This is a genomic window from Bradyrhizobium sp. MOS001 (assembly GCF_004634465.1).
In the GTDB taxonomy this organism is placed as follows: Bacteria; Pseudomonadota; Alphaproteobacteria; order Rhizobiales; family Xanthobacteraceae; genus Bradyrhizobium; species Bradyrhizobium barranii.
Genome location: NZ_SPVJ01000022.1, coordinates 66,048 through 93,046, shown reverse-complemented (window position 1 = coordinate 93,046; position 26,999 = coordinate 66,048). Strand labels below are relative to the sequence as shown.

General features: G+C 65.1%; 21 protein-coding genes and 1 pseudogene. 15 read left to right on the top strand and 7 right to left on the bottom strand.

Features of this window, described 5'->3' with window-relative positions; genetic code table 11:
* Nucleotides 1-2: 2 nt before the first annotated feature.
* Together CT676_RS24920 and CT676_RS24915 are read right to left on the bottom strand one after the other, a co-directional pair.
* A complete protein-coding gene (locus tag CT676_RS24920) occupies nucleotides 3-1,043 on the bottom strand; it encodes a tripartite tricarboxylate transporter substrate binding protein (protein WP_085404191.1) in 1,041 nt (346 codons plus the stop codon).
* A 212-nt stretch (nucleotides 1,044-1,255) separates the two neighbouring features.
* A complete protein-coding gene (locus CT676_RS24915; RefSeq protein WP_085404216.1) occupies nucleotides 1,256-2,227 on the bottom strand; it encodes a LysR family transcriptional regulator in 972 nt (323 codons plus the stop codon).
* 173 nt (nucleotides 2,228-2,400) lie between these two features.
* Here CT676_RS24915 and CT676_RS24910 point away from each other — a divergent pair, with 173 nt between their 5' ends.
* The 13 genes from CT676_RS24910 to CT676_RS24850 all read left to right on the top strand — a co-directional run bounded on the left by CT676_RS24910 (nucleotide 2,401) and on the right by CT676_RS24850 (nucleotide 18,371).
* The gene (locus CT676_RS24910; RefSeq protein WP_085404190.1) at nucleotides 2,401-3,021 is read left to right on the top strand and encodes a UbiX family flavin prenyltransferase; all 621 of its coding nucleotides are present in this window, start codon (nucleotides 2,401-2,403) and stop codon (nucleotides 3,019-3,021) included.
* 25 nt (nucleotides 3,022-3,046) lie between these two features.
* A complete protein-coding gene (locus tag CT676_RS24905; protein WP_085404189.1) occupies nucleotides 3,047-4,468 on the top strand; it encodes a UbiD family decarboxylase in 1,422 nt (473 codons plus the stop codon).
* Between the two features lie 127 nt (nucleotides 4,469-4,595).
* Nucleotides 4,596-5,435 carry a helix-turn-helix transcriptional regulator gene (locus CT676_RS24900; RefSeq protein WP_085404188.1) on the top strand — a complete coding sequence of 280 codons (840 nt, stop codon included), beginning with the start codon at nucleotides 4,596-4,598 and terminating at the stop codon, nucleotides 5,433-5,435.
* Nucleotides 5,436-5,578: 143 nt separating this feature from the next.
* Complete coding sequence (locus tag CT676_RS24895; RefSeq protein WP_085404187.1) at nucleotides 5,579-8,578, top strand: molybdopterin cofactor-binding domain-containing protein; 3,000 nt, start codon at nucleotides 5,579-5,581, stop codon at nucleotides 8,576-8,578.
* The gene (locus CT676_RS24890; protein ID WP_085404186.1) at nucleotides 8,575-9,390 is read left to right on the top strand and encodes an FAD binding domain-containing protein; all 816 of its coding nucleotides are present in this window, start codon (nucleotides 8,575-8,577) and stop codon (nucleotides 9,388-9,390) included. The genes CT676_RS24895 and CT676_RS24890 overlap by 4 nt, the downstream gene beginning before the upstream one ends.
* Complete coding sequence (locus CT676_RS24885; protein ID WP_085404185.1) at nucleotides 9,387-9,905, top strand: (2Fe-2S)-binding protein; 519 nt, start codon at nucleotides 9,387-9,389, stop codon at nucleotides 9,903-9,905. Before CT676_RS24890 ends, CT676_RS24885 begins: the two co-directional genes overlap by 4 nt.
* Entirely contained in the window at nucleotides 9,898-11,442 is a 1,545-nt protein-coding gene (locus CT676_RS24880; protein WP_085404184.1) for an AMP-binding protein, read from the top strand. The genes CT676_RS24885 and CT676_RS24880 overlap by 8 nt, the downstream gene beginning before the upstream one ends.
* A 29-nt stretch (nucleotides 11,443-11,471) precedes the next feature.
* A complete protein-coding gene (locus CT676_RS24875; protein WP_085404183.1) occupies nucleotides 11,472-12,278 on the top strand; it encodes an enoyl-CoA hydratase-related protein in 807 nt (268 codons plus the stop codon).
* 72 nt (nucleotides 12,279-12,350) lie between these two features.
* Nucleotides 12,351-13,682 carry an MFS transporter gene (locus CT676_RS24870; RefSeq protein WP_085404182.1) on the top strand — a complete coding sequence of 444 codons (1,332 nt, stop codon included), beginning with the start codon at nucleotides 12,351-12,353 and terminating at the stop codon, nucleotides 13,680-13,682.
* A 63-nt stretch (nucleotides 13,683-13,745) separates the two neighbouring features.
* Complete coding sequence (locus CT676_RS24865) at nucleotides 13,746-15,443, top strand: GMC oxidoreductase (RefSeq protein ID WP_085404181.1); 1,698 nt, start codon at nucleotides 13,746-13,748, stop codon at nucleotides 15,441-15,443.
* Nucleotides 15,444-16,042: 599 nt separating this feature from the next.
* Nucleotides 16,043-17,035, top strand: coding sequence for an NAD(P)-dependent oxidoreductase (locus CT676_RS24860; RefSeq protein WP_135215581.1), 993 nt, complete (start codon nucleotides 16,043-16,045; stop codon nucleotides 17,033-17,035).
* The gene (locus tag CT676_RS24855) at nucleotides 16,921-17,835 is read left to right on the top strand and encodes a class II aldolase/adducin family protein (protein WP_275552121.1); all 915 of its coding nucleotides are present in this window, start codon (nucleotides 16,921-16,923) and stop codon (nucleotides 17,833-17,835) included. The genes CT676_RS24860 and CT676_RS24855 overlap by 115 nt, the downstream gene beginning before the upstream one ends.
* Nucleotides 17,836-17,969: 134 nt before the next feature.
* Nucleotides 17,970-18,371 (top strand): VOC family protein, encoded by a 402-nt coding sequence (locus tag CT676_RS24850; protein WP_135215579.1) that lies wholly within the window; start codon nucleotides 17,970-17,972, stop codon nucleotides 18,369-18,371.
* Nucleotides 18,372-18,396: 25 nt separating this feature from the next.
* Here CT676_RS24850 and CT676_RS24845 read toward each other — a convergent pair whose 3' ends face one another.
* Nucleotides 18,397-19,311, bottom strand: a complete 915-nt coding sequence (locus CT676_RS24845; protein ID WP_085404178.1) for a LysR family transcriptional regulator — start codon at nucleotides 19,309-19,311, stop codon at nucleotides 18,397-18,399.
* An 89-nt stretch (nucleotides 19,312-19,400) separates the two neighbouring features.
* Between CT676_RS24845 and CT676_RS24840 the strand changes: the two genes are divergently transcribed.
* Both CT676_RS24840 and CT676_RS24835 read left to right on the top strand, forming a co-directional pair.
* Nucleotides 19,401-20,324 carry a hypothetical protein gene (locus CT676_RS24840; RefSeq protein ID WP_085404177.1) on the top strand — a complete coding sequence of 308 codons (924 nt, stop codon included), beginning with the start codon at nucleotides 19,401-19,403 and terminating at the stop codon, nucleotides 20,322-20,324.
* The gene (locus CT676_RS24835; RefSeq protein WP_085404176.1) at nucleotides 20,321-21,334 is read left to right on the top strand and encodes a DUF2891 domain-containing protein; all 1,014 of its coding nucleotides are present in this window, start codon (nucleotides 20,321-20,323) and stop codon (nucleotides 21,332-21,334) included. Before CT676_RS24840 ends, CT676_RS24835 begins: the two co-directional genes overlap by 4 nt.
* A gap of 43 nt (nucleotides 21,335-21,377) precedes the next feature.
* Here the strand turns inward: CT676_RS24835 and CT676_RS24830 are convergent, their stop codons facing one another.
* The 4 genes and pseudogenes from CT676_RS24830 to CT676_RS24815 all read right to left on the bottom strand — a co-directional run bounded on the left by CT676_RS24830 (nucleotide 21,378) and on the right by CT676_RS24815 (nucleotide 26,592).
* Nucleotides 21,378-23,075, bottom strand: a complete 1,698-nt coding sequence (locus CT676_RS24830) for an ABC transporter ATP-binding protein (RefSeq protein WP_135215578.1) — start codon at nucleotides 23,073-23,075, stop codon at nucleotides 21,378-21,380.
* Complete coding sequence (locus CT676_RS24825; protein WP_085404174.1) at nucleotides 23,054-23,902, bottom strand: ABC transporter permease; 849 nt, start codon at nucleotides 23,900-23,902, stop codon at nucleotides 23,054-23,056. Before CT676_RS24825 ends, CT676_RS24830 begins: the two co-directional genes overlap by 22 nt.
* Complete coding sequence (locus CT676_RS24820; protein ID WP_085404173.1) at nucleotides 23,899-24,909, bottom strand: ABC transporter permease; 1,011 nt, start codon at nucleotides 24,907-24,909, stop codon at nucleotides 23,899-23,901. The genes CT676_RS24825 and CT676_RS24820 overlap by 4 nt, the downstream gene beginning before the upstream one ends.
* A 38-nt stretch (nucleotides 24,910-24,947) precedes the next feature.
* Nucleotides 24,948-26,592, bottom strand: a pseudogene (locus CT676_RS24815) (ABC transporter substrate-binding protein).
* Nucleotides 26,593-26,999 lie beyond the last annotated feature (407 nt).

Below are 26,999 nucleotides of genomic sequence, written 5' to 3'. Positions count from 1 at the left end.
GGTTACATCGGCTCGATGCCGATCTTCTTGATGACCGCGGCCCATTTCGTCGTTTCCGATGTCATGAAATCCTTCAGGCCTTGTGGGTCCATCACCATGGGCTCGGCGCCTTGCTCGACGAAGAGGGCACGCACCTTCGGATCGTTCACGGCTTCCGCCATTGCCGCATAGAGCCTGTCGAGCACGGCCTTGCCTGTGCTCGCGGGCGCGAGCAGAGCAAGCCAAGCGGCGCTCTCGTAATTCTTGAGGCCCGCCTCCGCTGCGGTCGGTACATCCGGCAGCGCGGTCATGCGCTTGTCGCTGGCCACCGCGAGCGGGCGTGCATCGCCGCTTTTGATCAGGCTGATGACGTTCGGCAAGAGCTGGAAGCCAAGCGGGACCTGGCCCGCGATGAAGTCCGGCGTATAGGCGGCGATATTGCGATAGGGAACGTGCGTGATCTCGGTGCCCGTGAGCTGCTCGAAATAGGCGGCAGCCAGATGCTGCGACGAGCCGACGCCGACCGTTCCGTAGTTCAGCTCCCGCGGATGCGCCTTGGCATAGTCGATCAGCTCGTTCAGTGATTTCGGTGGCAGCCTCGAATTGATCACGATGACATTCGGTAACGTCGCGAACAGGCCGATCGGGACGAGATCCTTCTGCGGATCGTAGGGCAGCTCCTTGTAAAGCGACTTGTTCGCGGCCAGTGGACCGGAGGTGCTCATAAGGAGCGTGTAGCCGTCGGGTGCGGCATGCGCCGCAGCCGCGGTGCCGTTATTGCCGCCGGCGCCGGGGCGGTTGTCGACCACGAAGGCCTGCCCGAGTGACATGGACATGCGGTTGAGCAGGATGCGGGTGATGACGTCGCTGGCGCTGCCGCCGGCGAAGGGCACAAGCACCTGGACCGGGCGGGTCGGATAGTCTTGCGCGTTTGCATGCCGCATTCCCGTTGCTGCGAGCAGGGCGCCACCACCGAGCGTGAGCAGCGACCTCCGGTCAGGACGAAATCCCTCGCTCTCCTGGTGAGCGCCATCTGTGATCTTGCTGCGACCGAACCGTGCCATCTCGGACTGAATCTCCCGACTGTGTCTTGTTCTGCGAGCCCAGGGAGCGTCCGGGACGGGAGTCGTCGGGGATGAGCGCCAGGTCGCGTTTTTCTGCGCCTGGACCGTAGTTAGCAGGCCGCTACGACCGTCATGCCTGCACGTCTCAAAACTTACCAACCCGTCTCATTTTGCAGTGGGCGCGACATCTTGTCCGAGCAGAAATCCTGCACTCAAGAGATCGCTTTCCGCCGCGTCTTGCTGCGCGCCTTGCGGGGCGATGAGGTCGTGCTGCCGATGAATGGCTCCACAAACTCTCTCGCGACGGCGGCCGCTTGCGCAAGATCGTGGCTGATGACATCGAGCACCGCCTTGGCCGCGACCGACACCGCTCGCCGCGGGTGATGCACCCAGGCAATCGAGCGCACGATCCGTTGCTGGTCGAAGCGATGCGCCCGGATGGCGCCGCTCGCGAGCGATTGCCGGAGCGCGATGGTCGGCAGCACTGTGGCAAAGTCGGTGGTCGCGATCACGTCGCAGAGCGCGGGGAGGGTGTCGAGCTCGAGCCGCGGCCGCAGGTCGATGCCGACGGCGGCGGCGTGCTCATCCAGGATCAGCCGCAGGCCGTGGCGCTTGGACGGCAGCACGAGGTCGAAATTCGCGATGTGGTCGAAGCGCAGCTTTGCCGGTGGCCTGACCGGGCTGTCCTTGCGGCAGGCGAACACCATCTCCTCATCCATGATGTGATGCGCGGCCAGCGGCGTCTTCCGGCGCGGCACGTTGATCAGCGCGAAATCGAGCTGGCCGGTGTTGACCCAGTCGACCAGCGTCTCGGTATAGCCCTCGCAGGCGGACAGCGTGATCTCGGGATAACGACTGGCGACCGTCGCCGACGAACTGGCCATAGTGCTCTGCGCCACCGACGTGATGAGGCCGACCGAGACCCGCCCCGAAATGCGCCCGCCGAGCTGCGCCATCTCCTGCCGCGCGTACTCGGCGTCACGCACGATCGGCGCGGTCAGCCGCACCAGCGCCTCGCCGGCGCTGGTCAGATTCATGCCCTGGGCGCTGCGGTCGAACAGCTTTTGGCCGAGCTCGGCCTCGAGCTTGGCGATCTGCATGCTCAGCGCCGGCTGCACGATGTTGAGCTGGCGCGCGGCGCGGGTGACGTTCTTTTCCTCGGCCAGGCAAAGGAAATATTGCATCTGCCTGAGTTCCACGGAGCTGTCCTTTGTTCGCTGTTCCTTGCGCGAGGCCATCATCACAGATGATGGATGATATAATCAATCATTATTTGTAGTGATGGGTGGGATTGCCTAGTCTCGTGGCGGACCGCGAGGCCTCGAGGGCCGCGCCGTCTGGGAGCGAAATCAGATATATGCAGGACGCCACACCCAAGCGGATGATCATCGGCATTTCCGGCGCCTCCGGCGTCACCTATGGCGTGCGCCTGCTGCAGCTCCTGCGCAATGCCGGCGTCGAGACGCATCTGGTGATGTCGAAGACCGCTGAGCTGACCTTTGCCTACGAGACCGACCTGAAGATCGCGGAGGTGAGGGAGCTCGCCAATGTCTGCCATGCGATCGACGACATGGCCTCGGCGATCTCCAGCGGCTCGTTCCGCACCGCCGGCATGATCGTGGCGCCGTGCTCGATGCGCTCGATGTCCGAGATCGCCTCCGGCGTGACCACGACGCTTTTGACCCGCGCTGCCGACGTCGTGCTCAAGGAGCGCCGGCGGCTGGTGCTGATGGTGCGCGAGACGCCGCTGCACACCGGGCATCTCAGGACGATGACGGCCCTGTCGGAGATGGGCGCGATCATCGCCCCGCCCGTGCCGGCCTTCTACGCAAAACCCGAGAACCTCGACGACATGGTCGAGCACACCGTCGGCCGTGTGCTCGACCTGTTCGACATCGATATCGGCGTTGTGCGCCGCTGGGGCGAGGACGAGGCGCTCAAGCGCCGCTCGCCGCCGCTGCGCAAGATCGTGCCTTGACCTGAAGACCTGAGGAATGACCCGTATGCGAATGGAAAATGTTGCGAGGAGAGGCGCGAACGCGCCCGCCGATCTGCGCGCCTGGCTCGCGTTTCTCGCCGAGCGCGGCAAGCTCGCGATCGCCCGCGAGGGCATTGGGCTGGCTGACGAGCTCGCCGCCGTCGCCAAGCGGCTGGAGCGCGATAGCGCCGTGCTGTTTCCGCGCCCCGACGGGCACGAGATTCCTGTTGTCGCAAACCTCTTTGCTGGCCGCGACTGGGTCGCCGATTCCATCGGCGTGACCGAGGACCAGTTGCTGCCACGGTTCCTGGCTGCCGCAAGCCATCCGCTGCCGACGCATGAGGTCGCGAGCGGACCGGTGCAGGACGTCGTCCACGAGGACGTCGATCTGCTGCGCCAACTCCCGGTGCCCAAGCACAATGAGCGCGACAGCGGCCCCTACATCACGGCCGGCCTGCTGATCGCGCGCAACCCGAAGACCGGCGTACAGAACGTCTCGATCCACCGCTGTCAGATCAGCAGCAAGAACCGCATCGGCGTGCTGCTGCTGCCGCGGCACACCTTCTCCTACTACCGCCTCGCGGAGGAGCTGGGCCAGGCGCTGGAGATCGCGATCGTGATCGGCGCGCATCCGGCCTTGATGTTGGCCTCGCAGGCGATCGCCGCGCTTGACGAGGACGAGATGGCGATTGCCGGTGCGTTGCTCGGAGCGCCCGTCGACGTCGTGAAGTGCCGCACCAATTCAGTCCGCGTGCCCGCCCACGCGGAGATCGTCATCGAGGGACGCATTCTTCAGGGCGTGCGCGAACCGGAAGGTCCGTTCGGCGAATTCCCCCAATATTATGGTCCGCGCGCCAATCGCGAGGTGATCGAGGTCGATGCGATCACGCATCGTGCGAAACCGATCTTCCATACCATCGTGGGCGGCGGTTTTGAGCACCTGATCCTCGGCGGCGTGCCGCGCGAGGCGACGCTGCTCCAGCATCTGCGGCGCAGTTTTCCTGGCGTGATCGACGTTCGCCTGACGCGCGGCGGCACCTGCCGCTACCACCTCGCGATCAAGATCGACAAGGCGAACGACGGCGAGCCGAAGAACATCATGATGTGCGCCTTCGGCGCCCATTACGACATCAAGCAGGTGATCGTGGTGGACAAGGACGTCGACATCTCCTCGTCCGAGGAAATCGAATGGGCGGTGGCGACGCGCTTCCAGGCCGACCGCGACCTCATGGTCGTCGCCGGCGCGCTCGGCTCCAAGCTCGATCCGACCACCGACAACGGCATCAGCGCCAAGATGGGTCTCGATGCGACCGCGCCGGTCAACGCGCCCGAGCTCGCTTTCAAGCGCATTCGCGTCAAGGGCGAGGAGGAGGTCGATCTCGCCACTGCCTTGCAGGCCGAGCCCGGCGCTGCGGTCGCGCGGTTTCTTTCGGAGACGCGCGCATGAGCGGATTACCGCTCGGAAGCAACTTGCGTCGGTTTGCGCCGTTGGAATATGAAGCGGGTGCTGCCTATAGTGCCGCGCCGATGAAGCAATCATTTTGCAGCGCAACGCTGCCAGGAGGAAGGAACTGATGTCGACGGCCCTGCGCATCGCTCATGGCGCTTTCGGCAGGGTCGCTCTGCTCGACATGGACCGTTCGCTGGTCCGCCACGCTCATCATCACTGCCACGTCCTGCTCAAGGTCGAGGGCTCCGACACGCAGTTTCTTGTGGGCGACCGGGTCACGCCGCTGACGGACACCGCCGCCGTGCTCGTCGACGGCTGGAAGCCGCATGCCTATGTGCACGACGCCAATCGCCCGCGCACGCTGATCATGGCGCTCTATATCGAGCCGGAATGGCTGAAGGAGTTCCGTCCCGGCTGGGCGGCCAGCGGTGCGCCGGGCTTTTTCGAGCGGCCGTCGGGCGAGGTGTCGCCGCGCATCCGTCAGCTCACGCTGCATCTGGCGGCCGAAATGATGGCGAATCCGGATGCGGTGCGGACCCACGAGCAGACGCTCTCGGATCTCATGATCGCGGTGATCGAGCGATTCACGCCCTGGCGCAGCTTCCCGACCACGATCCGCGGCATGAGCGCGGTGAGCTGCGATTGGCGCATCCGCCGCGCGATGGACGCGATGCGCGTGCACGATTCCTATGCCAACGTCGATCAGTTCGTGAGGGGCGCAGGCCTCTCGCGCGCGCAGTTCTTCCGCCTGTTCGAGACCTCGCTCGGCGTCTCGCCAAAGCTGTATCTCAATGTCGTCCGCATGGAGCGCGCGCTCGACGCCGTCATGCGCGAGGACACGCCGCTCGGCGAGCTCAGCGAGCGATTTGGGTTTCCGGAACCGGCGCATTTCACGCGCTTCTTCCGCGATCACGCCGGCGTCAGCCCGCGCGAGTTTCGCAACGTCTCGCGTCTTGCGGGTTGAGTCTTGCGGGCCGATATTGCGCTGCACGCTCTCGAATGAGACGATTTGGTAAGTCGTGAGAGCGGGCGGTATGGCTCCCGCACCCCCAGTCCTGACAAACGTCATCGTCGCGTCAAAGAACGCGTCGGGAGGTATGCCGGGACATGTTGCAGGCGGTCAAATCCGCAAATCCGGGAAGTGGCGATGAGCCGTGGGTCGGGCGTTCGATCGAGCGCGTCGAAGACGCCGCGCTGCTGTCTGGCCGCGGCCGCTTCATCGACGATCTCGGTGTCCAGCCCGGCACGCTACACGCGACGATCCTGCGCTCGCCGCATGCGCATGCCGATATTCTTTCGATCGACGTTGAAGCCGCCAAGCGTCTGCCGGGCGTTGCCGCGGTTCTGACCGGCAGCGACGTCAAGGCCGTCACGACGAGCCTCGTCGTCGGCGTGAAGGCGCCGGTGGAGTGTTGGCCGATCGCGATGGACCGCGTGCGCTATGTCGGCGAACCGGTCGCTTTGGTCGTCGCAACTGACCGTGCGCGCGCCGAGGATGCGGCCGAGCTGATCAACGTCGAATATCGGCCGCGTGCCGCTGTCGTCGATCCGCTCGGGACGCTCGTATCGGGCGCGCCGGTGCTGCACGAAGGCTTTCCCGGCAATCTCGCCAGTGACCGCCATTTCCGCTACGGCGATCCTGAAAAGGCCTTTGCGGATGCGCCGCATCGCTTCTCCATCGACATCCGCTATCCCCGCAATTCCTGCACGCCGATCGAGACCTATGGCGTCGTCGCCTCGCACGATGCCGGCGAGGATGCCTATGAGGTGCTCGCCAATTTCCAGGGCCCGTTCAGCATCCACACGGTGATTGCGCGCGCGCTAAAAGTGCCGGGCAACCGGCTGCGGCTGCGTACACCGCCGGATTCCGGCGGCAGCTTTGGCGTCAAGCAGGGGGTGTTTCCCTACATCGTGCTGATCGCGGCGGCCGCGCGCGTCACGGGACGGCCGGTGAAGTGGATCGAGGACCGGCTCGAGCATCTCACTGCCTCGGTGTCGGCCACCAACCGCGCGACGACGTTGTCGGCGGCGGTCGCAGCAGACGGAAAGATCCTCGCGCTCGACTGGGACCAGGTCGAGGATTGCGGCGCGCATTTGCGCGCGCCCGAACCCGCGACGCTCTATCGCATGCACGGCAATCTGACCGGTGCCTACGACATCCGCCACGTCAAGATCCGCAACCGCGTCGTCGTCACCAACAAGACACCGACCGGTCTCAACCGCGGCTTTGGCGGCCCGCAGGTCTATTTCGCACTGGAGCGCCTGGTGCAGCGGATCGCGATCGGCCTTGGCCTCGATCCGCTCGATGTCATCAAGCGCAATCTGATCGACGCCGGCGCGTTTCCGTATCGCACGGCGACCGGTGCCTTGCTCGACTCCGGCAACTACCAGGAAGCCGTCGCGCTTGCGGTCGAGCAAGGCAGGTTCGCTGAGCTCAAGGCGAAGCGGGACGAGGCGCGAGCGCAGGGGCGGCTCTACGGGATCGGCTTCACCGCGGTGGTCGAGCCCAGCGTCTCCAATATGGGCTACATCACCACCGTGCTGACGGCGGCCGAGCGCCGCAAGGCAGGTCCCAAGAACGGCGCGCAGGCAACCGCAACCGTCGGGCTCGACCCGGTCGGCAGCGTCACGGTTCACGTCGCCTCCGTGCCGCAGGGGCAGGGCCATCGCACGGTGCTGTCGCAGGTCGTCGCCGACGTCTTCGGTCTCCAGCCTAGGGACATCCGCGTCAACACCGAGATCGACACCGCCAAGGACGCCTGGTCGATCGCGTCCGGCAATTACGCCAGCCGTTTTGCGGCGGCGGTGGCGGGCACCGCGAAGATCGCCGCCGAGCGCGTCGCCGGCAGGCTCGCCCGCATCGCCGCAAGCCAGTTGAACGTCGAAGCCGCCGACATCGTGTTTGCGAAAGGCTTCGTTGCCTCCAGGCACAATCCGGAGAACCGGATCGCGTTCTCGCGCGTCGCGGCGCTCAGCCATTGGTCGCCGGGCTCGCTGCCTGATGATGCCGGCCAGACCATCCGCGAGACCGTGTTCTGGACGCCGCCGGAACTGACGCCGCCCGACGACGAGGACCGCATCAACTCCTCGCTCTGCCACGGCTTCATCTTCGATTTCTGCGGCGTCGAGATCGATCCGACGACGCTGGAGACGCGAATCGATCGCTACGTCACCATGCACGACTGCGGCACCATCCTGCATCCCGGCATGGTCAACGGCCAGATCCGCGGCGGCTTTACCCAGGCGCTCGGCGCCGCGCTCTTTGAGGAATATGCCTACGCCGAGGACGGCAGCTTTCTGACGGGAACGCTCGCCGACTATCTGTTGCCGACCACGACCGAGGTGCCGGAGCCGCAGATCATCCACATGGAGACGCCGTCGCCGTTCACGCCGCTCGGTGCAAAGGGCGTCGGCGAAGGCAATTGCATGTCCACACCCGTCTGCCTCGCCAATGCAGTCGCGGACGCGCTCGGCATTGCCGATATCACCTTGCCGCTGGTGCCGGCGCGACTTGCAGAGCTGGTGCGCGGTGCCGAACCGCCGCCTCCCGCTGGCGGCGCGACGGCTGCGCCTGTGCGCGAAGGCGACCGGCGCTTGCGCGGCGAGGGACAGGCCTCGGTAAAGGGGGCGCCCGAGCAGGTCTGGGCGATGCTGCTCGATCCCGCCACCCTGCAATCGGTCATTCCTGGCTGCCAGCGCGTCGACAAGATCACCGACACGCATTTCCGCGCCGATGTCACGCTGGGCATCGGCCCCGTCAGCGGACGCTATCGCGCCGATGTTGAGCTGTTCGATCTCGACCCGCCGCGCGCCGTCACCTTGCGCGGAGGAGCCACCGGCGCACTCGGCTTCGGCAACGCGGAGGGACGCATTACGCTGGAACCGGACGGCAACGGTGGCACGCGGCTCAGCTACAGCTACGACGCCGCGATCGGCGGCAAGGTGGCGAGCATCGGCGGTCGCCTGCTCGATGGCGCGACGCGCGTGATCATCGGCCAGTTCTTCACCGCACTGGCCCGCAAGGCTGGCGGCGGTGGTGCGAAGGGCGGCTTCTCGCTGTTCGCGCTGCTGGCAAAGGTGGCGAGCCTGTTCGGGGGGCGCCGATGAAGCCGCCCGCATTCGACTATCTCCGCGCCGAAACCGTCGGCGAGGTCCTCGAAGGCCTCGCGCAGCAGGGTGGCGATGCCCGCGTGCTCGCGGGCGGGCAGTCGCTGATGGCGATGCTCAACATGCGTCTCGCCAAGCCGAAGCTGCTGATCGACATCATGCGTCTGAAGGAGCTCCGCCGGATCGAGCGGAAGACCGATGCCGTCATCATCGGCGCCGGCGTGCGCCAGGCCGACCTCCTGGCATGGCCTGACCTTGCCGAGGCGCTGCCGCTTGTCGCGCTGGCGCTGCCTTGGGTCGGGCACGTGCAGACCCGCAGCCGAGGCACCATCTGCGGCTCGCTCGCGCACGCCGATCCCAGCGCCGAGATGCCGCTGACGCTGGTTGCGCTCGGCGGCGAGGTGTTGCTGCGCAGCGCCAAGCGGCGGCGGCGCGTTGCCGCCAAGGACTTCTTCGCCGGCATGATGCTGACCGCGCGCGCCGATGACGAACTGATCGAAGGAATCTCGCTGCCCGCCGTCAAGGGATCGCGCTTCGCCTTCCGCGAGGTCGCGCGACGCCATGGCGATTTCGCCATTGTCGCCTGCGCGGCAATGAAGATACCGACGGGCGTCCGTATCGCCGTTGGCGGCGTCGCCGACGTTCCGACCGTGCGCGACTGGCCGCGGCTGGAGGGCAGCGCGCTCGATGATGCCCTCAACGCGTTCGCTTACGAGCTTGGCGCCCGTGACGACGTCCACGCCACCGCGCGCTACCGGCGCGACCTCGTGCGCATGATCGGCCGCGACCTGATCGGCGAGGTGCTGCAATGACGCGTCTCAAGGCAGATCAGCGCCATGCCGTCCGTTTCTCGCTCAACGGCAAGCCGGTCGAGGGCGAGGCGGAGCCGCGCATGCTGCTCTCCGATTTCCTGCGCCACCAGCTGGGCGCGACCGGCACCCATGTCGGCTGCGAGCACGGCGTCTGTGGCGCCTGCACTGTTGTCGTCGACGGCATGCTGACGCGGTCGTGCCTCACGCTCGCTGCGCAGGTCGATGGTTGCGAGCTCAGGACCGTCGAGGGCCTCGCACCGTCGGCGGACCGGCTCGGCGTGCTGCAGCAGGCGTTCCGCCGCAACCACGCGCTCCAGTGCGGCTTCTGCACCGCTGGCATTTTGATGTCGCTCGACCACTATCTCGCCAGGAACCCGGTGCCGACCGAGGCCGAGATCCGCGACCTCCTCAGCGGGCATATCTGCCGCTGCACCGGCTACACACCGATCATCCAGGCGGCGCTCGAAGCCGCCGCCGAACTCGCTTCATCCAAAAAAGAGACGTCCGATGCTTGATCTCGCCAGCAGCTTCATCGCCAGCGCCGCGCGCGATCCCCATGCGATTGCGCTTGTCGACGGTGATCTGCGCCTGACCTACCGGCAATGGTACGGCGAGATCTCCGCACTGGTGGCGTCGTTCGACCGCCTTGGCCTCAAGCCCGGCGATCACGTCGTCACGCTGCTGCAAAACCGCTGGGAGGCGGCGACGCTGCACTGGGCCTGCCAGTTCGCAGGCCTGGTGATCACGCCGATCAACTGGCGCGCCAAGGCCGACGAGCTCGATTACTGCATCGAGAACGCCGAAGCCTGCGCGATCGTCTATCAGGATATCTCTGCCGAGGCGGTGCAGGGCTCGGGGTTGGCAGGCAAGCTGCTGCGTGTTTCCGTCGATCCCGGGACGGGGGAGGCCACCAGCTTTGCCGATCTGATCAGGGACGGCGCGCCGGACGCCGAGCCGCGCGTCGGCACCGATGCCTGGTCGATCATGCTCTACACGTCGGGCACGACCTCGCGGCCAAAAGGCGTGCCGCGGCGGCATCGGGCCGAACGCGCCGCGGCGATCGCCCATGTCGCGCAGAATCTCTACGGCCGCGGCGAGCGCACGCTCGGCGTGATGCCGCTCTACCACACCATGGGCGTCCGCTCGCTGCTGGCGATGTCGCTGATCGGCGGCAGCTTCATCTGCCTGCCGCGCTATGACAGCCGCCAGGCGCTGGCGCTGATCGAGGAGGAGGAGATTACCAACCTCTATCTGGTGCCGACGCTCTATCACGACCTCGTTCATCACGAGGCCTTCTCCAAAACCGACGTCTCCAGCGTCCGCAAGCTCGGCTTTGCCGGCGCGTCGATGACCGACGGTTTGCTGAAGAAGCTGAACGAGGCATTCAAGCCGGAGCTGTTCGTCAATCACTACGGCAGCTCCGAGATCTACACCTTTACGATCGACCAGAACGCCGCCGCAAAGCCCGGCTCGGCCGGCAAGGCGGGGCTGAACCAGCACGTCAAGGTCGTGCGCATCGGCGCGAAGTCGGTCGCGGAGCTTGCTGCGGTCGGCGAGGAGGGCGAGATCATCGCGACGCTCGCTGGCGACGAGGCCTTCGAGGGCTACTGGCGCCGCCCTGAAGCCGACGCCAAGTCGCTGCGCGAGGGCTGGTACTTTACGGGCGATACCGGCTTCGTCGATCCCGACGGCGACCTGTTCGTCACCGGGCGCGTCGACGACATGATCATCACCGGCGGCGAGAACGTCTCGCCGGTCGAGATCGAGAGCTGCCTGTCGCTGCATCCGGCGGTCGACGAGGTCGCAGTGGTCGGCGTCGCCGACGAGAAATGGGGCAAGGTCGTTGCCGCCTTCGTCAAGCGCAATCGCCCCGTGTCGGACGTCGAGCTGGAGCAGTTCTGCCGGACCACGGGCCTTGCCAATTTCAAGCGGCCGCGACGCTACGTCTTCGTCGACGCCATTCCCAAATCGCCGGTCGGCAAACTGCTGCGGCGACTGCTCGTCGCCGGTGAATACGAAGCCGAGCGCCTGCCACCATCAGACGCCGCCTGATCATCAATCATCAACAGAAGGAAGCACCGATGCCATCACCCTACACATTTGCCGATCCGCGGCTCGCCAAGCTCGACGGGTTCAAGGTCGAAATCGACGAGGCGCATGAGCGCGCCGACATCATCTTAGGGAGGCCGCCCTACAATGTCGTGGCGATGCCGCAGCGTGACCAGCTGCGCCTGACCTTCGAAACGCTGGACGAGGATCCGCGCGTGCGCGTCATCGTGGTGCGCGGCGAGGGCGAGCATTTCTCCAGCGGCGGCAATATCGGTGGCTTCATGGAAGCGAGCCCCGAGCACGTCTCCAAGCTCGCCTGGAACATCGCCGCGCCTGCACGTTGCGCCAAGCCCGTGATTGTTGCCAATCGCGGCTATTGCTTCGGCGTCGGCTTCGAATTGTCACTCGCCTGCGACTTCCGCATCGCCTCGGAGACCACGCAATACGCGTTGCCGGAGCAGAAGCTCGGCCAGATCCCGGGCTCGGGCGGCTCGGCTCGCTTGCAGAAGATGGTCGGCATCACCCGCACCAAGGACATCGTGATGCGCTCCAAGCGTATCTCGGCCAAGCAGGCGTTCGACTGGGGCATCGCCACGGAGTGTGTGCCGGATGCCGAGCTGGAGAAGGCGACCGACAAGCTGGTCGACGAGCTCCGCACCTTCTCGCCGCTGGCGCAACGTACCGCCAAGAAGCTCCTCAACGACACCGAGGATTCGACGCTCGCTATCGCGATCGAGCTCGAAGGCCATTGCTACAGCCGCCTGCGCCAGTCGGAAGACTTCAAGGAAGGCGTCGAAGCCTTTAACGCCAAGCGTCCGCCGAAGTTCACCGGGCGCTGATGCGCGACAAAACTGCCGCGGTTCGCAATGACGCGAGCCGCGGCTCTATCAAAACGGGGGAGGTAAAACAGCATGGCTGAGATGGATATGCCGGCCGCGGGCGCACAGGCGTCGGCGGATAACAAGCAGATGGTCAATGCGATCATCGCATCGGTGCTCGGATGGGCGCTGGATCTGTTCGATTTGTTCATTTTGCTCTACGTGGCGCCGGTCGTCGGCGCGCTGTTCTTTCCGTCGAGCAACCCAGCGCTGTCGCTGGCTGCGGTCTACGGCTCGTTCGCCGTGACGCTCCTGATGCGGCCGCTGGGCTCGGCGGTGTTCGGGCATTATGCCGACGTGCACGGCCGCAAGCAGGCCATGCTGATCGCCATCATCGGCGTCGGCATCAGCACGGCGGCGTTCGGCCTGCTGCCGACCATCGCCCAGGTCGGCGTGATCGCGCCGATCCTCTTCCTGATCCTGCGTCTGGTGCAGGGCATCTTCGTCGGCGGCGTCGTGGCCTCCACGCACACCATCGGCACCGAGTCGGTACCGGCGCAATGGCGCGGCGCGATGTCCGGCCTGGTCGGCGGCGGTGGCGCCGGCATCGGTGCGCTGCTCGCGTCCTTCATCTTCCTGATCACGTCCTCGATCTTCCCCGGCGATGCCTTCGCGGTATGGGGCTGGCGCTTCATGTTCTTCTCGGGGCTGCTGAGCTCGCTGCTCGGCTGGTTCATCTTCCGCAACCTCGAGGAGTCGCCTTACTTCAAGGAGCTCAAGCGCCAGCAGGGCAACAAGCAGGCGAAGGTCTCGAAGGCGCCGGTCAGGGACGTGTTCTCCGGCGAGTATCGCGGCGTACTGCTGGTCAACCTTCTCATAACCTTCGGCGGTGGTGCCGGCTATTATCTGACCTCGGGTTATCTGCCGAGCTTCCTGAAGGTCATCAACGCGGTCCCGAACCAGACCTCGTCGCTGATCCTGATGGGTGCGAGCGTGTCGGCGTTCTTCTCCGCGGTGCTGGTCGGCGCGCTCAGCGATCGTATCGGCCGCAAGAAGACGTTCCTCATCATCGGCGTCCTGGCCGCGGTGCTGCTGCCGCTGTGCTACCTCAATCTCGCGGCGACCAAGGACACGACCCAAATCACGCTCTATGCGCTCGCCATCGCCTTCATCGGCAATGCCGGCTATGCGCCGGTGCTGATCTTCCTCAACGAGCGTTTTCCGACCGCGTTGCGCGCGAGCGGCACGGGTCTGTCGTGGAACATCGGCTTTGCGCTGGGCGGCATGATGCCGACCTTCGTCTCGCTGGTGAGCGGCAGCCCTGCGGAGATCCCGATGTCGCTGGCCTACTTCGCAGTCGGCGTGTTCGTGATCTACCTGATTGGTGCGGTCGTGATCCCCGAGACCAAGGGTAACTTCCGCTGAGCCAAATCGGCGCGGCCGCTTTCGTGGGCGCGCCGATCCATCGAATTGCGCGATGAGACGGGAATGGATGGGCTGCATTTCGACGACGTGATCGTCGGTGGCGGATCGGCGGGCTGCGTGCTCGCCAACCGGCTTTCCGCAGACGGAAGCCGCCGCGTGCTTCTGATCGAAGCCGGGATGGACACGCCGCCCGAGGCGACGCCGCCGGAAATACTCGACAGCTATCCGATGACGCTGTTCTTCGGCGACAAATACATCTGGCCGGGCCTGTCAGCGGCCGCCGGCCGCAATGCCGAGGGCAAGCCGGTCGTCCGCGCCTACGAGCAGGGCCGGGTGATGGGCGGTGGCTCCAGCATCAACGTGCAATCGGCCAATCGCGGCCTGCCGCGCGATTATGACGAATGGCGCGATCTCGGCGCGCGCGGCTGGGGCTGGGCGGATGTGCTGCCGTACTTCCTCAAGCTCGAAACGGACCTGGATTTCCACGGCCCGCTGCATGGCAAGCACGGCCCAATCCCAATCCGCCGCATCGCGCGCGAGGCGATGCCGCCGTTTGGCCACGCCGTCGGCGAAGCGTTGTCGGCGACCGGCCTGCCGTTCCGAAAGGACCAGAACGGCGAGTTCGAGGACGGCATCTTTCCGCCGGCCTTCTCCAATCGCAACGACCGGCGCGTCTCGACCGCCGCCGGATATCTCGACGCGGCAACGCGCGCGCGGCCGAACCTGACCATCTGGGCGGACAGCGAGGTCGAACAACTCCAACTCGATGGCCGCCGCGCGACGGGCGTCGTGGTCGCGCGGGGCGGGCAGAAGCTCGCCGTCGCCGCCGGCCGCGTGATCCTGACCGCAGGCGCGCTGCAATCGCCGGCGATCCTGATGCGGGCGGGCATCGGCGCGGGTGCGGCGCTGCAAGCGCTCGGCATTCCCGTGGCGATCGATCTGCCCGGCGTCGGCAGCAATCTGCGCGATCATCCCGCACTGACCTTCTGTCAATATTTGCCGCGCCGGTTGCGGTTGCCGCTTGCCCGGCGGCGTCCCAATTTCGCGGCGATGCGCTTCTCGTCCGAACATCCCGGCTGCGACGCCTCCGACATGTACATCACTGCCTCGGCGCGCGGCGGGTGGCATGCGCTGGGCACGCGGCTTGGTCTCTACTTTCTCTGGTGCAACCGGCCGTATTCGAGTGGCTCGCTCACGCTGGCGAGCCGCGACCCGAAAACCTATCCTGTTGTCGATTTCAACCTGCTGTCCGACCGACGCGATCTCGAACGGATGGTCGCGGCCGTCCGGCTGCTCGCGAAGCTTGTCGTTCATCCCGCGCTCAACCCGGAGGCGGGCGATTTCTTCCCGGCCTCCTTTTCTCCGCGGATCAAGCGGCTGAGCCGGTACGGCACCGTCAATCGCATTGTTGCGTCCATCCTCGGGCCAATGCTCGACATACCCGCGGGCCTCAGGGCGCTTGTGATCCGGCTCGTGCTGCTCAACGGCACGGCCTTCCAAGCGACGCTTGCCGACGACCGTGCCCTCGAAGCCTTCGTACGGCAAAGCGTGTTCGGAGTCTGGCATCCAGTGGGGACATGCCGCGTGGGCGATCCCGCCGACCGGATGGCGGTGGTCGATCCCGGGGGCCGAGTGATCGGCAGTGAGAACATCTTTGTGGCGGATGCCTCGATCATGCCGCGGCTGCCGACGGCCAATACCAACATCCCCGCGATCATGGCGGCCGAGAAGATCAGTGATGCCCTGCTGTCGCGAAATTAAGCTTTGTGCTGCGCCAGCGCGGAAACGCCCTCCTGCGTTAGGTATTCGAGTTCCACGAGGTCACTCCATTGGATTCGACTCCTGAACAGGAAGCGCCGCGACGACCGACTGCGGCATCGAGCGGTTCACGTTAGACCGGGCTCGCTCTTCTTCGCTGTTGTTAGCCGAAAGTGGCCCGTGATGGATTGGAGCGAGGGTTAGATTGTTTCAATCAGTTAAAGGGCGGCGTGTGCATGACGTGTGCACCGGGAGATCGAGAAAATCTTGCGCAGGCCAACGTGAGCAGGCGTTTTGAAGCAGGCGGATTGGTCGCGGAAAGCGCAGCTGCTTTGCACTCACGCAGCTAACTGCGACCTATTCGATCAATGACGCGACGTCTTGGGATGGGACCAACTGGCTCTTAATCAGCGGGGCTCGGGTTCGAGCCTTTGCCGCGTCGGGCGCGAGCCCCCGCAGAGACGCCAGGGCTCCAGAGACAAATCCTTTTGTCTTGCCGAAGCGCGTCGTCCTCTTGTTGCAAGACACCCGTCATCTTTGAAAGGACTATCTTGCCGCAAACGCCTAGCATATCCGGATCGTTGCCATCGTGACTGCGTGACATGAACACTCCCCGAGTTGAAAACCAGCGCGCCTCCACCAGCGTGCGATCGCCGATCATCGTCAATCAGCTTGGCCCGGACATTCGTGCGGCGCTGGTCGATCACTGGTCGCGCCCGCTGATCATCGATCATCCCGCCGATCGCGCGCCCTGGGATGTTGCTCCCGAAGCCGACGTGCTGCTGACGCGGCCGCTAGTGGGCTGGCACAAGGCGCCTGCGGAGAAGCCGGCCGGCTGGCCGTTCGGCCTGCGCTGGATCCAGACCGCTTCGACGGGCGTCGATTTCTTTCCGGCATGGCTGCTCGACGGTCCGGTGGTCACGGTCGGCCGCGGCATCTCGGCTGATCCGATCGCGGAATATGTCCTTGCGGCGATTCTCGGCTTCGAGAAGCGTATCCATGACATCCGGCCGCGCAATCGCGAGCAGTGGAAGATCGGCCCGCTGGGCTCGCTCACCGGCAAGACGATCGGGATTGCCGGCTTCGGCGCGATCGGCCGCGCAGTCGCCGAGCGGGCCAAGCCGTTCGGTGTCAACATCAGGGTTCTCAGGCGCTCGGCCTGGCCATATGTCCTTCCGGGCATCCAGCCGGTTGATAGCATCGAGGAACTGGTCGCGGTTTCCGATCATCTCGTCCTTGCTCTGCCGGCGACGACCAAGACCGCGCGTCTGATCAACGCCGATGTGCTGGCGCGGGCCAAGACGTCGCTGCACCTAATCAATGTCGCGCGTGGGCGGATCGTCGATCAGAGTGCGCTGTTGCAGGCGCTCGACGAGGGGCGGATTGCCGGCGCGACGCTCGACGTCACCGATCCCGAGCCGCCGCCGGAGGGCGATCCGATCTATCGCCATCCCAAGGTCGTCCTGACCCCGCATGTGTCATGGACGGGTGGCGAGGATGCCAAGCGGCTGGCCGACAAGACGCTGGTCAACCTCGACGCCTATGCGCATGGCGTGGCGCTGGCCGACGTCTTCGACAAGAATCTCGAGTACTAGAGAAGGAAACCGCAGCAATGAACAAGGTCGTCGAGAAGCCCAAGAAATACTCTCTGGTCGAGCGCACGCCGGCCGCGACGTTCGAGGAAGAGCGGCTGCACCGCAAACAGCGGCTTGCCGCAACATTCCGCCTGTTCTCGCGCTACGGTTTCGATCAGGGGCTCGCAGGCCATGTCACCGTACGCGATCCGGAGTTTCCCGAACGGTTCTGGATCAATCCACTGTCGAAGCATTTCAGTCAGATCAAGGTCTCCGACCTTCAACTCGCCGACCATGACGGCAACATCCTGATCGGTGACAAGCCGATCAACCAAGCCGGCTTCGTGATTCACTCCGCGATCCACGCCGCGCATCCTGAGGTGATCGCGGCCGCGCACACCCATTCGACCTATGGCAAGGCCTGGTCGGCGCTCGGCCGCCTGCTCGATCCGCTGACGCAGGATTCCTGCGCCTTCTACGAGGATCACGTGCTGTTCGATCCGTTCTCCGGCGTCGTGCTGGAGGCGGAAGAGGGCCGCAAAATCGCGCAGGCGCTGGGATCAAAGAAGGCGGCCATCTTGCAGAACCACGGCCTGCTCACGGTCGGACCGACCATCGAGGCCGCCGCCTGGTGGTACATCGCCATGGACAATGCTGCGCGCGCCCAGCTGCTTGCGGAAGCCGCCGGTACGCCAAAGCCGATCCCGCACGAGATCGCCAGCCTGACCTCGCGGCAGGTCGGAACGCACAAGGGCGGCTATTTCAGCTTCCAGCCGTTGTGGGACTGGATCACCGAGGCGGAACCGGATCTATTCAATTAGGGATCGAGGCTTCCAAGCCGGGCCGATGACCCGGCTAGCCGAATTGCGCCACGCTCTAACATCGTGAGATATAGCGGCAAGCGGCTTGTCACGCTTGTGCAGGCTGCCGCAGCAACGGTGAGGAGCAGGGCGACATGGTCAATGGTCTGCCAAGCGAAGTTGAAGTCATCACATTGTTCGTCGATGACATTGTCTCGTCGAAAGCGTTTTACGCCAAGGTTTTCAAATCTGAGACGGTCTGGGAGGATGAGGTCTCATCCGTGCTTCGATTTGGTGGGCTCCTGGTCAATCTTCTCGACGCGTCTCAGGCACCGCCGCTTGTCGAGCCGCTGCGTGTCGCGCTGTCCTCCGCAGGGGCGCGCGCACTCCTGACGATCAGGGTCGTCGACGTCAATCAGGTCTGTTCAGCCCTGCGGGAGATTGGCGTCGATCTGCTCAATGGCCCGATCGACCGTCCGTGGGGGCGACGAACTGCGTCCTTTGCCGACCCCTCAGGCCATGTCTGGGAGATCGCGCAGCTGATTGAGCGGAAGTAGCAGCCTGCTGCCGGCCCGCCGATCGCTACAGCGTCCCACAGACGCGATTGACCAGTTCGATGAACCAGCGCAGCGCCGGATTGGCCATGGCGCGGCGCGTGTGGAGAAGGTCGATGGTGAATGGCTCCACATCATAGGGAACCGGAACGACAGATACGCCGGCGGCTGTCGCGAAGCGGCGCGCGACGCGCTCGGCCATGGTTGCCACGAGATCGGTGCCGGCGACGGCGAACGGCACCGCGACGACATGGGCGAGCGTGATCGCGGTCCGGCGCTTGCGTCCGTGCCGGCTCAGCATCGTGTCGATTGCGCCGGGAAGCCCGTCGCCGCCGGCGGAGGAGAACAGCACATGCGGAAGCCGCGTGTAATCGTCCTTGGTGAGACGGGCTTTCAGTTTGGCGCGTTTGGCGTCGCGAATGCAGACGAAACTCTCCGTGAAAAGCGTGGATCGGATGATGCGCGGGGAAGCGGGAAGATGGCCACCTATCAGCGCGTCGACATCGCCGTGTTCCAGGCTTGCGACACTCGCGGCCGGATCAATGATGGGGCGCACCACGAGATCGATACCAGGCGCCTCCCGCCGCAACGCCTCGACCAGTCGCGGCACCACGACGAGGTCGCCATAGTCGGTCGCCGCAATAGACAGGCGATGGCGGGCTGTTGCCGGATTGAAGGCTGATGTGGGTTCGAGCACGCCCCTGATCTGGCCCAGAGCGTCGCTGATCGGCCGCGCCAGCGACAGCGCCTTGGCCGTCGGCTGCATGCCGGAGGCCGAGCGCACGAAGAGCTCATCGCCAAACAGCGCACGCAGCCGCGTCAGCGTGCTGCTCATGGACGGTTGCGCCAGGCCGATGCGCTGGCCGGCGCGGGTCACATGGCGTTCCTCCATCAGCGCCTCGAAGGCGACCAGGAGGTTGAGGTCGACGGAAGCCAAATTCATTTGAACGATGATAGATATAGTAATAATCGATTTCAAGAATGATGCGGGGTGTGGTCTCCTGGCGGAGACGACATGATTGGGCGCGGCGTATGCGATCCTCACTCCTGCACTTCATCCCGCGCGGACCGACCTTGCTGGCGCTTGGCGTCCTGCTTGGATTGGTCTTTCCGGCTCTTGCGGACCTCGCTCGCCCCCTGATGCCAACCACGATCTTCCTGATCGTGCTGGGAACGCTGTTGCGGATCGACAGTCAGGCCGTCGTCGCAACGCTGCGACGGCCATCGCTTTCCGTGCTCTTGCCGGCCGTCGTCATGGTGGCCTGTCCACTCGTCGTCGGTGTTGCCGGTCACGCCTTGAACCTTGGTCCGGAGATCGCGCTCGCGGCGGTGCTCGCCGTCTCGGCGCCGCCATCGAGCGGAACGGCAGCGGTGGCACGCATGCTCGGGCTCGACGGAGCGGTGCCGCTCGTGGTGACGGTGTTGTCCATGGTGCTGGCTCCGGTCACCGTGCCGCTTCTTGCAGGCTGGTTCGGCGGACTCGAGATCAGCGCGCTCGAGCTCGCGCTTCGTCTGGCGCTGTTGATCGGCGGCGCCGAAGGGGTGGCCTTCCTGGTCCGCCGGCATGCAGCCCCGGTGCTGGCGGCCCATGGCAGGATGGTCGACGGGATCATCGTCGCGGCGCTCCTCGTCTTTGCGGTGGCGACGATGGCTGACATTCGCGCGCAGATCGCGGCGGATGTGCGGGCCGCCACGCTCTGCCTCGGGCTCGCCTTTGCATGCAATATCGCCCTTCAAGCAGCTGGTGTCGTGCTGCTGCCGGGCAATTTGAGCCAGCGGCTGACCGTCGGGCTCATCCTCGGCAACCGTAATGTCGGCCTGGTCTGGTCGGCGCTGGGTGCTGCCGCCTCGCCACGCATGGCGCTATACTTCGCCGCGACGCAATTTCCGATCTACCTCCTGCCGCGCCTGATCGAGACATTGATCGGCCGGGACACTGGAAAGGCCAAGCCGTGACCACGCCCCGTCTTACCCGCGAACATGCCTCGCATTTTGCCAACATCGCGCTCGGCCATGTCGGGCGCGAATATCCCAATAACGTTGACCACGCGCTGGCTGAACCTGCGGATGCCCGCACGCCGAGCCAGCTGCATCCGATCTTCTACGGCAGCTATGACTGGCATTCCTGCGTCCACAGCTATTGGATGCTGGCGCGACTGCTGCGCAGGTTTCCCGACTTTGCGGCAGCCTCCGACATTCGCGCTCTCTTCGATACGCAATTCGTGCCCGAGAAGGTCGCCGCCGAACGTGCTTACTTCGCCCGCCCGACTGCCCGCGGCTTCAAGCGGCCGTATGGCTGGGCCTGGCTCCTGAAGCTCGCGACTGAACTGGCGCTCCACCCTGACGATCGCTGGAGTCGCAATCTCGCGCCGCTGGCCGAAATCATCGCGCAACGCTTTCGCGACTTCCTGCCGTTGGCGTTCTATCCCGTACGCGTCGGCACCCATTTCAATACGGCGTTTGGCCTGCGGATGGCGGCAGACTACGCCGGCATCAAAAAGGATGAAGCGCTTGCCAGGTTGCTGCACGAGACTGGCCAGCGCTGGTATGGTGAGGACACCGACTGTCCCGCCTGGGGTGAGCCGAGTGGCGACGACTTCCAGTCCTCGGCTCTTATCGAGGCCGAATGCATGCGGCGGCTGTTGCCCTCGGACGCGTTCCTTCCCTGGTTTGATCGGTTTCTGCCGCGGCTGGTCGAACGACGGCCGGCAACGCTGTTCAAGCCTGCGACGGTCACCGATCGCACCGACGGCAAGATCGCTCATCTCGACGGACTCAATCTCAGCCGCGCCTGGTGCTGGCGTTCTCTCGGCGACGCCTTGCCGGCAAGCGACCCCCGCCGCGTCGTTGCTCACGAAGCGGCGCGCGAGCATCTGGCCGCAGGCCTCCCCCATATCGCCGGTCACTACATGGGAGAGCACTGGCTCGCGAGCTTTGCCGTGCTTGCATTGGATGATGAGAACTGAGCGGGCAGGGGCCTTCCGCGGCTCATTCAATCCGCGGTCATGATCAACCGAAGGCGCGCGTGCGCATGTGTGCGACATCGTCGCCACCCGACGGGATCGACGCCAGCAGCGACCTTGTATAGGGCTGCTGAGGGTTGTCGAAGATGTCGGCGACGGTCCCGTGTTCGACGATGCGTCCGCGATGCATCACGGAGACGGTGTGGGCGAGCTGACGCACCAGCGCCAGGTCATGAGACACGAACACGTAGGTCAGGCCCAGAGTAGTCTGTAGCGAGAGCAGGACTTCGACGATGCCGGCCTGGACGCTGACGTCGAGCGCGGAGGTGGGTTCGTCGAGCACGATCACGTCGGGCTTGAGGACCAGCGACCGGGCGATGGCCACGCGCTGGCGCTGGCCACCTGACAGGGCTCCGGGCTTGCGGGAGAGCAGGTGCTCGCCAAGTCCGACATCGGCCAACGCTTCGCGGACGCGCTCATCCCGTTCTTTTTGCGTTCCGATCTTGAATCGATCGAGCGGCTCGCGCACGAGCCGCTCGATCGTCCAGGTCGGATCGAGCGAGGTGAACGGGTTCTGGTAGACCAATTGAAGGTGGCGCCACACCGTCCGCAGTGCCTCGGGCGAGCGGCCGGTGATTTGTTCGCCTGCGACCGAGATGCTCCCGGTGTCGGGTCCCTCCAGCCCAAGCAGCAACCGGACCGTCGTGGTCTTTCCCGAGCCCGATTCGCCGACCAGCGCGTGCGTGGTGCCAGCAGGGACGCTGAACGACAAATCGTCGACGGCCGTCAGCGCCTTGCCGTCGACTGTGAACGTCTTCGTGACGGCGCTGACCTCGATCTTCGGTGCCTGGCCGGTCTTGAGGGAACGGAAGCCCGTGTCGCGCAGTGCGGCGTAACGGTCGGGGTTGAGGGCCGGGACATCCGCGCGCAGCTTCCTTGCGTAGGCCGACGCCGGCGAGGAGAAGACGGAAGCGGTCCGGCCAGCCTCCTGGATGACGCCGTCCTTGAGCACCACGAGCGAGTCCGCTCGCTCGGCGGCGATTGCAAGGTCGTGCGTGATGAGCAGCAGACTGATCTTGAGATCGTGCTGCAGCCGCGTGAGCAGGTCGAGGATCCGCTTCTGGATCGTGACGTCGAGCGCGGAGGTCGGCTCGTCCGCGACCAGCAGTGCCGGCCGTGGCAGGATCGCAAGGCCGATCAGCACGCGCTGGAGCATGCCGCCGGACAGCTGGTGCGGGTAGGAGTCGTAGACACGCAGGGGGGTGTCGAGCCCAACCTGGGCGAACGTCTCCAGGATGAGCTGCTTGCGGATCGTCTTGTCGGGCTCGTCGAGCAGCGCAGCCGCCTCCTGCGCCTGGGCACCGATTGTCCGTACCGGGTTGAGTGAGTTGGCGGGATCCTGCGGGACGAACCCGATGGCTCGTCCCCGCAGCGGCCGGAAGCCGCGCTCGGAAATCCCCAGCACCTCCTGGCCGTCGAACGCGACGCGGCCGGTGGCGTGCCCGCCGCTGGGGAGCAGCCGCAGCACCGCGCGGGCGATCGTCGACTTGCCGGAGCCGGACTCCCCGATGAGGGCGAGGCTCTCGCCGCGGCCGAGTTCAAAGCTCACGTTGGTCACGACCTCGTGCGGCCCATAGGAGACCGACAGGCCGTCGACCCGGAGCTGCGGAATCGACCGCAGCGGCGTCGGCGCGACGCGCTCGGCGCGGGTGAACGTGGCGGTCAGTCTGTCTTGCGGAGCCATCGGCTGATCCTGTTTGCGGAGAGGACGGTCGCGATCGTGACGAAGGCGGGGGCGTACACCAGCCACGGCCATTTGAGGTAGTCCTTGCCGATCGAGATCAGCAGGCCCCAGTCGGAGGCGGGAGGCGGATCGCCGTAGCCGAGGAAAGCAAGGCTGGCGATCACCAGGATCGACAGGCCGAACTGCAGCACCGCGAGCGGGAGCACCGAGCGCGATGCATTCGGCAGCACGTGCCGCAACAGAATGTGCCGGCGCGAGCCGCCCATCAGGAACGATGCCTCGACGAAAACGGCCTGCCGGGTCTTGATCACTTCCGAGCGCATCACCCGCGCGAACACGGCGACCGCCGAGACGCCGGTCGCAACCGCAGCGTTCGTGGTGTCGAAACCTATCGCGGTGACAACGATGACCGCCAGCAGGAAGTTCGGGATCGCCAGCAGCACATCCACCAGGCGGGCGAGCACGATGTCCATCCAGCCGCCGAGGAAGCCGGCCAGGAGGCCGATGAGCCCGCCGGCAACCGCGGCGATGACGACCGCGATGAGCGCGCTCGTCACCGAGGAGGCCGTGCCATAGACGACCCGGGTATAGAGGTCGCGACCGAGGTGATCGGTACCGAACCAGTGTGCTGCGCTGGGGCTGAGCAGCTTGTCAGCGGGGACGCCGTTGGCGGGATCATGACTCGTGAACAGGCCAGGTGCGAGCGACCAGGCGATCACGAGCGCGATGACCACGAAGGCGAGCGCGACGGTCGGCGGCACCCGAAGGGCTGTCAGCCGGCTGATCGCCGCGATGCGCGAGGCCGGCGAGACGGAGGCGACGGTCATGGCGTCACCGCCTGGGAAAGATTGGCGGAGCTCTCGTCGGCGGTGGTCGGGCAGACCTTGCGACCGCCGATCAGCTTCACGCGCGGGTCTAGCAGGGGGTAGACGAGGTCGGCGATCAGGTTAACGAGCACGAACACCACTGCCGCAAGCGAGACGACCGCTTGCAGGACAGGCAGGTCCTGCGTGCTCACCGAACGCTGCACCAGGCTGCCGATGCCGGTGCGTCCGAACACTGTCTCGGTGATCAGCGAACCGCCGAGCAGTTCGCCGATGGCGAGTGCGATGACGGTGATGACCGGGAGCGAAGACGGCTTGAGCAGGTGCTTGGCAAAGAGGCGCATCTGCCCGAGCCCACGGCTGCGCGCAACGGCGGCGTATTCCTGCTCGGACTCGTTGTCGAGGTTCGCGATCAGCACCTCGGTGATCCGTGCGGAGATGGGGATGCCGAGCGCGACCGCGGCGAAGAAGGTCGCCCAGAAGCTGTCCGGCGCGATCACGCGAAAGAACCCGAGCTGGAAGCCGAAGATGTGGATCAGCACCAAGCCGATCACGAAGTTCGGCACTGACAGGAATAACGATGGGAAGCCACGCAGCAAGCCCTGGCCGAACCGTTTCGGAAGGAACTGGGTGCCGTAGGCGATCGTGGCCGCCAGCAGCAGCGCGATGGCGAAAGCTGCGGATGCAAGGATCAGTGTCGAAGGGAGAACCTCGGCGATCAGGGTCGTCACAGGCCGGTTGGATCGCATCGACAGGCCGAGGTCGCCGGTCACGAAGTTGGACAAGGACGCCCACAGCTGGATCGGAATTGGCCGGTCCAGGCCTTGGGCGGCGATGATCTCGTTGATCTGATCCTCGCTGAATCCATTCTGCGGGTCGCGCAGCACGTTGGTGATGGGGTCACCAGGCAAAATACTCACGACGACGAAAGTGAAGACGTAAGCCAGCAGGATAACGACGACGGCTTGGGCGAAGCGCTTCGCGGCATAGGACAGGTAGGCGCTTCTCATGCCGGTCGCCTCCTCACGCTGCTTGTTTGCACTGCGGATTACTCGCCGATCGTTGCCGTGTAATAGCTGGCGTAGGCGATGCCGTTGTAGACCTCCCCCTTGAGCTTCGGGGACTGCACGTAGATCCGCTGGACGATCTGCGTGCGCGGGATGAAATAGCCCTGCTGGAGAACGTAGGTCTGCAACTCATCGAGCAGCGGATTGCGAATGTCGAGAGAGGCCGCGCCGGCGATCTTGTCGCGCAGTTCATTGAGCTTCTTGTCGCTGTCGCCGAGGTTGAACCAGTTCTCGCCGTTGTTGGCGTCGGTGAGGATGCTGGCCACCGTGCCGGCGTCAATGAAGCTGCGCGTCACCTCGTAGGCCGGCACGGCCGGCCCGCCGAACCGGACCTTCTCGCCGAACGTCACGACGTCGTAGGCGCGAATGGTGACCTTCCAGCCGAGCTTGCCGAGTTGCTGGGCGATGAGCTCGTCGATCGACTTTGCCGTCGCAAGATAGGGGTTGGAGTGGAGCGTCAGCGACAGCTGCTTGCCGTCCTTGGCACGGACGCCGCCAGCACCCTTGATCCAGCCGGCCTCGTCGAGAAGCTTCTCCGCCTTGCCGGGGTTGTAGGCCAGGAGCTCGCTATGGTCGGTCGCACCCGGCACGTTGCTCTGGATGAAAGACGTCGCCAGCTTCCAGTCAGGCGTATAGACGGTGTCGATGATCTCCTTCCGGTTGATGCCGGCTTGAAGAGCCTGGCGCACTTTCACGTCATTGTATGGCTCCAGCTTGGTGTTGATCGCGAGGCCGTTGACGAAACCGAGATAGCGCGGGGTTGCGACCGTGAAGCCCGCTTCCTTGAGCGATTTCAGTTCCTGCGGTGAGGGGCTGTAGGCGACATCGGCCTGTCCCGACTGGACAGCGGCGACCCGCAGCGACGGCTCGGTCACGAGTTTGTAGGCGATAGAGTTGAGGTAGGCCGGACCGGTGTGGCCGACGGCTGCCGGCCCCCAATTGTAGTCCTTGCGCTTGACCAGCTTGACGAAGTCGCCCTAAAGCGACCACATACGGGCCGCTGCCGGATGTCTTGGCCAGATCAGCCTGCTGGGCTGCGGGCTGCGCGATCGTTTTCGGGGAGATGAGGATCGAGCCGTGATAGCCGAGCGTCGGGATAAACCCGAGCGTCGGCGCTTTGAAGACAACCTTGACTGTGGTGGCATCGACCGCCTCAGCATGGTCGTAAGTCTTCGGGAAGAGGCCAATCGGATTGATCCCCTCGTTCCGCCGGCCTGCGTGCCAGATGTCGAGATTGGCGACCACGGCTGACGCGTCGAGCGGTGTTCCGTCGGAGAAGGTCACACCCTTCTTGAGGTGCAGGGTGAACTGTGTGGCCTCGCCGTTCTGCTCCCAGCTTTCGGCGATCCAGGGGCTAACCTTGCCGTCAGCATCGACATAGACGAGCTTGTCGGCTACGTGGCCCCAGATGTGGCCCTGGAAGCTGGAGATCGCGCTGTTGTTCGGAATCCAGGTGCTGCCGAGCGAGTCGATGAGGAAGGTGATGTCGCCGCCGTTCGGTGGAGCGCCAGCACTTTGAGCCGGAGAGAGACCTGCCATTGCCGTCACGGCGACGGCTGTTACCACGGAGGTCGCGACCAACAGCCGACGTCGGGTGAGCAAGAGCGAAAAGAAGCGCGCAGACATGGATAGCCCCTGGCGATTGGTGGCGTTGGTCGGAGCACCCATTCATAGAGATGTTTGGGCACGATCGACATTTCTGCGTAGGAGAGGCGAAACGAACGGACCTGGCCATTCCAAATTTCGCTGGAGATGGACAACAAATGCCTCGGGATCAGGACGATGTGAGTGACGGTTATCTTGTTGCCAGCGCGAACGCACTCGACCGAGGTCGTCTTGCGGCCAAATACCCGTCGATTGCCGCTCTTGGTCGTATGCCAATTCGAGTCCGGCGTCGAAACGATCTTCTCGAGCTCGTCAACTCTCGTGGTGTGTCGCCGGCTTGAAAGGACATTCCGCAAGACCCCGCGCGGAGTAGAGTGGCATTGATGCCGGCGCGCGAAGAATGAATTTTTCTACCATCGAAATGCGCG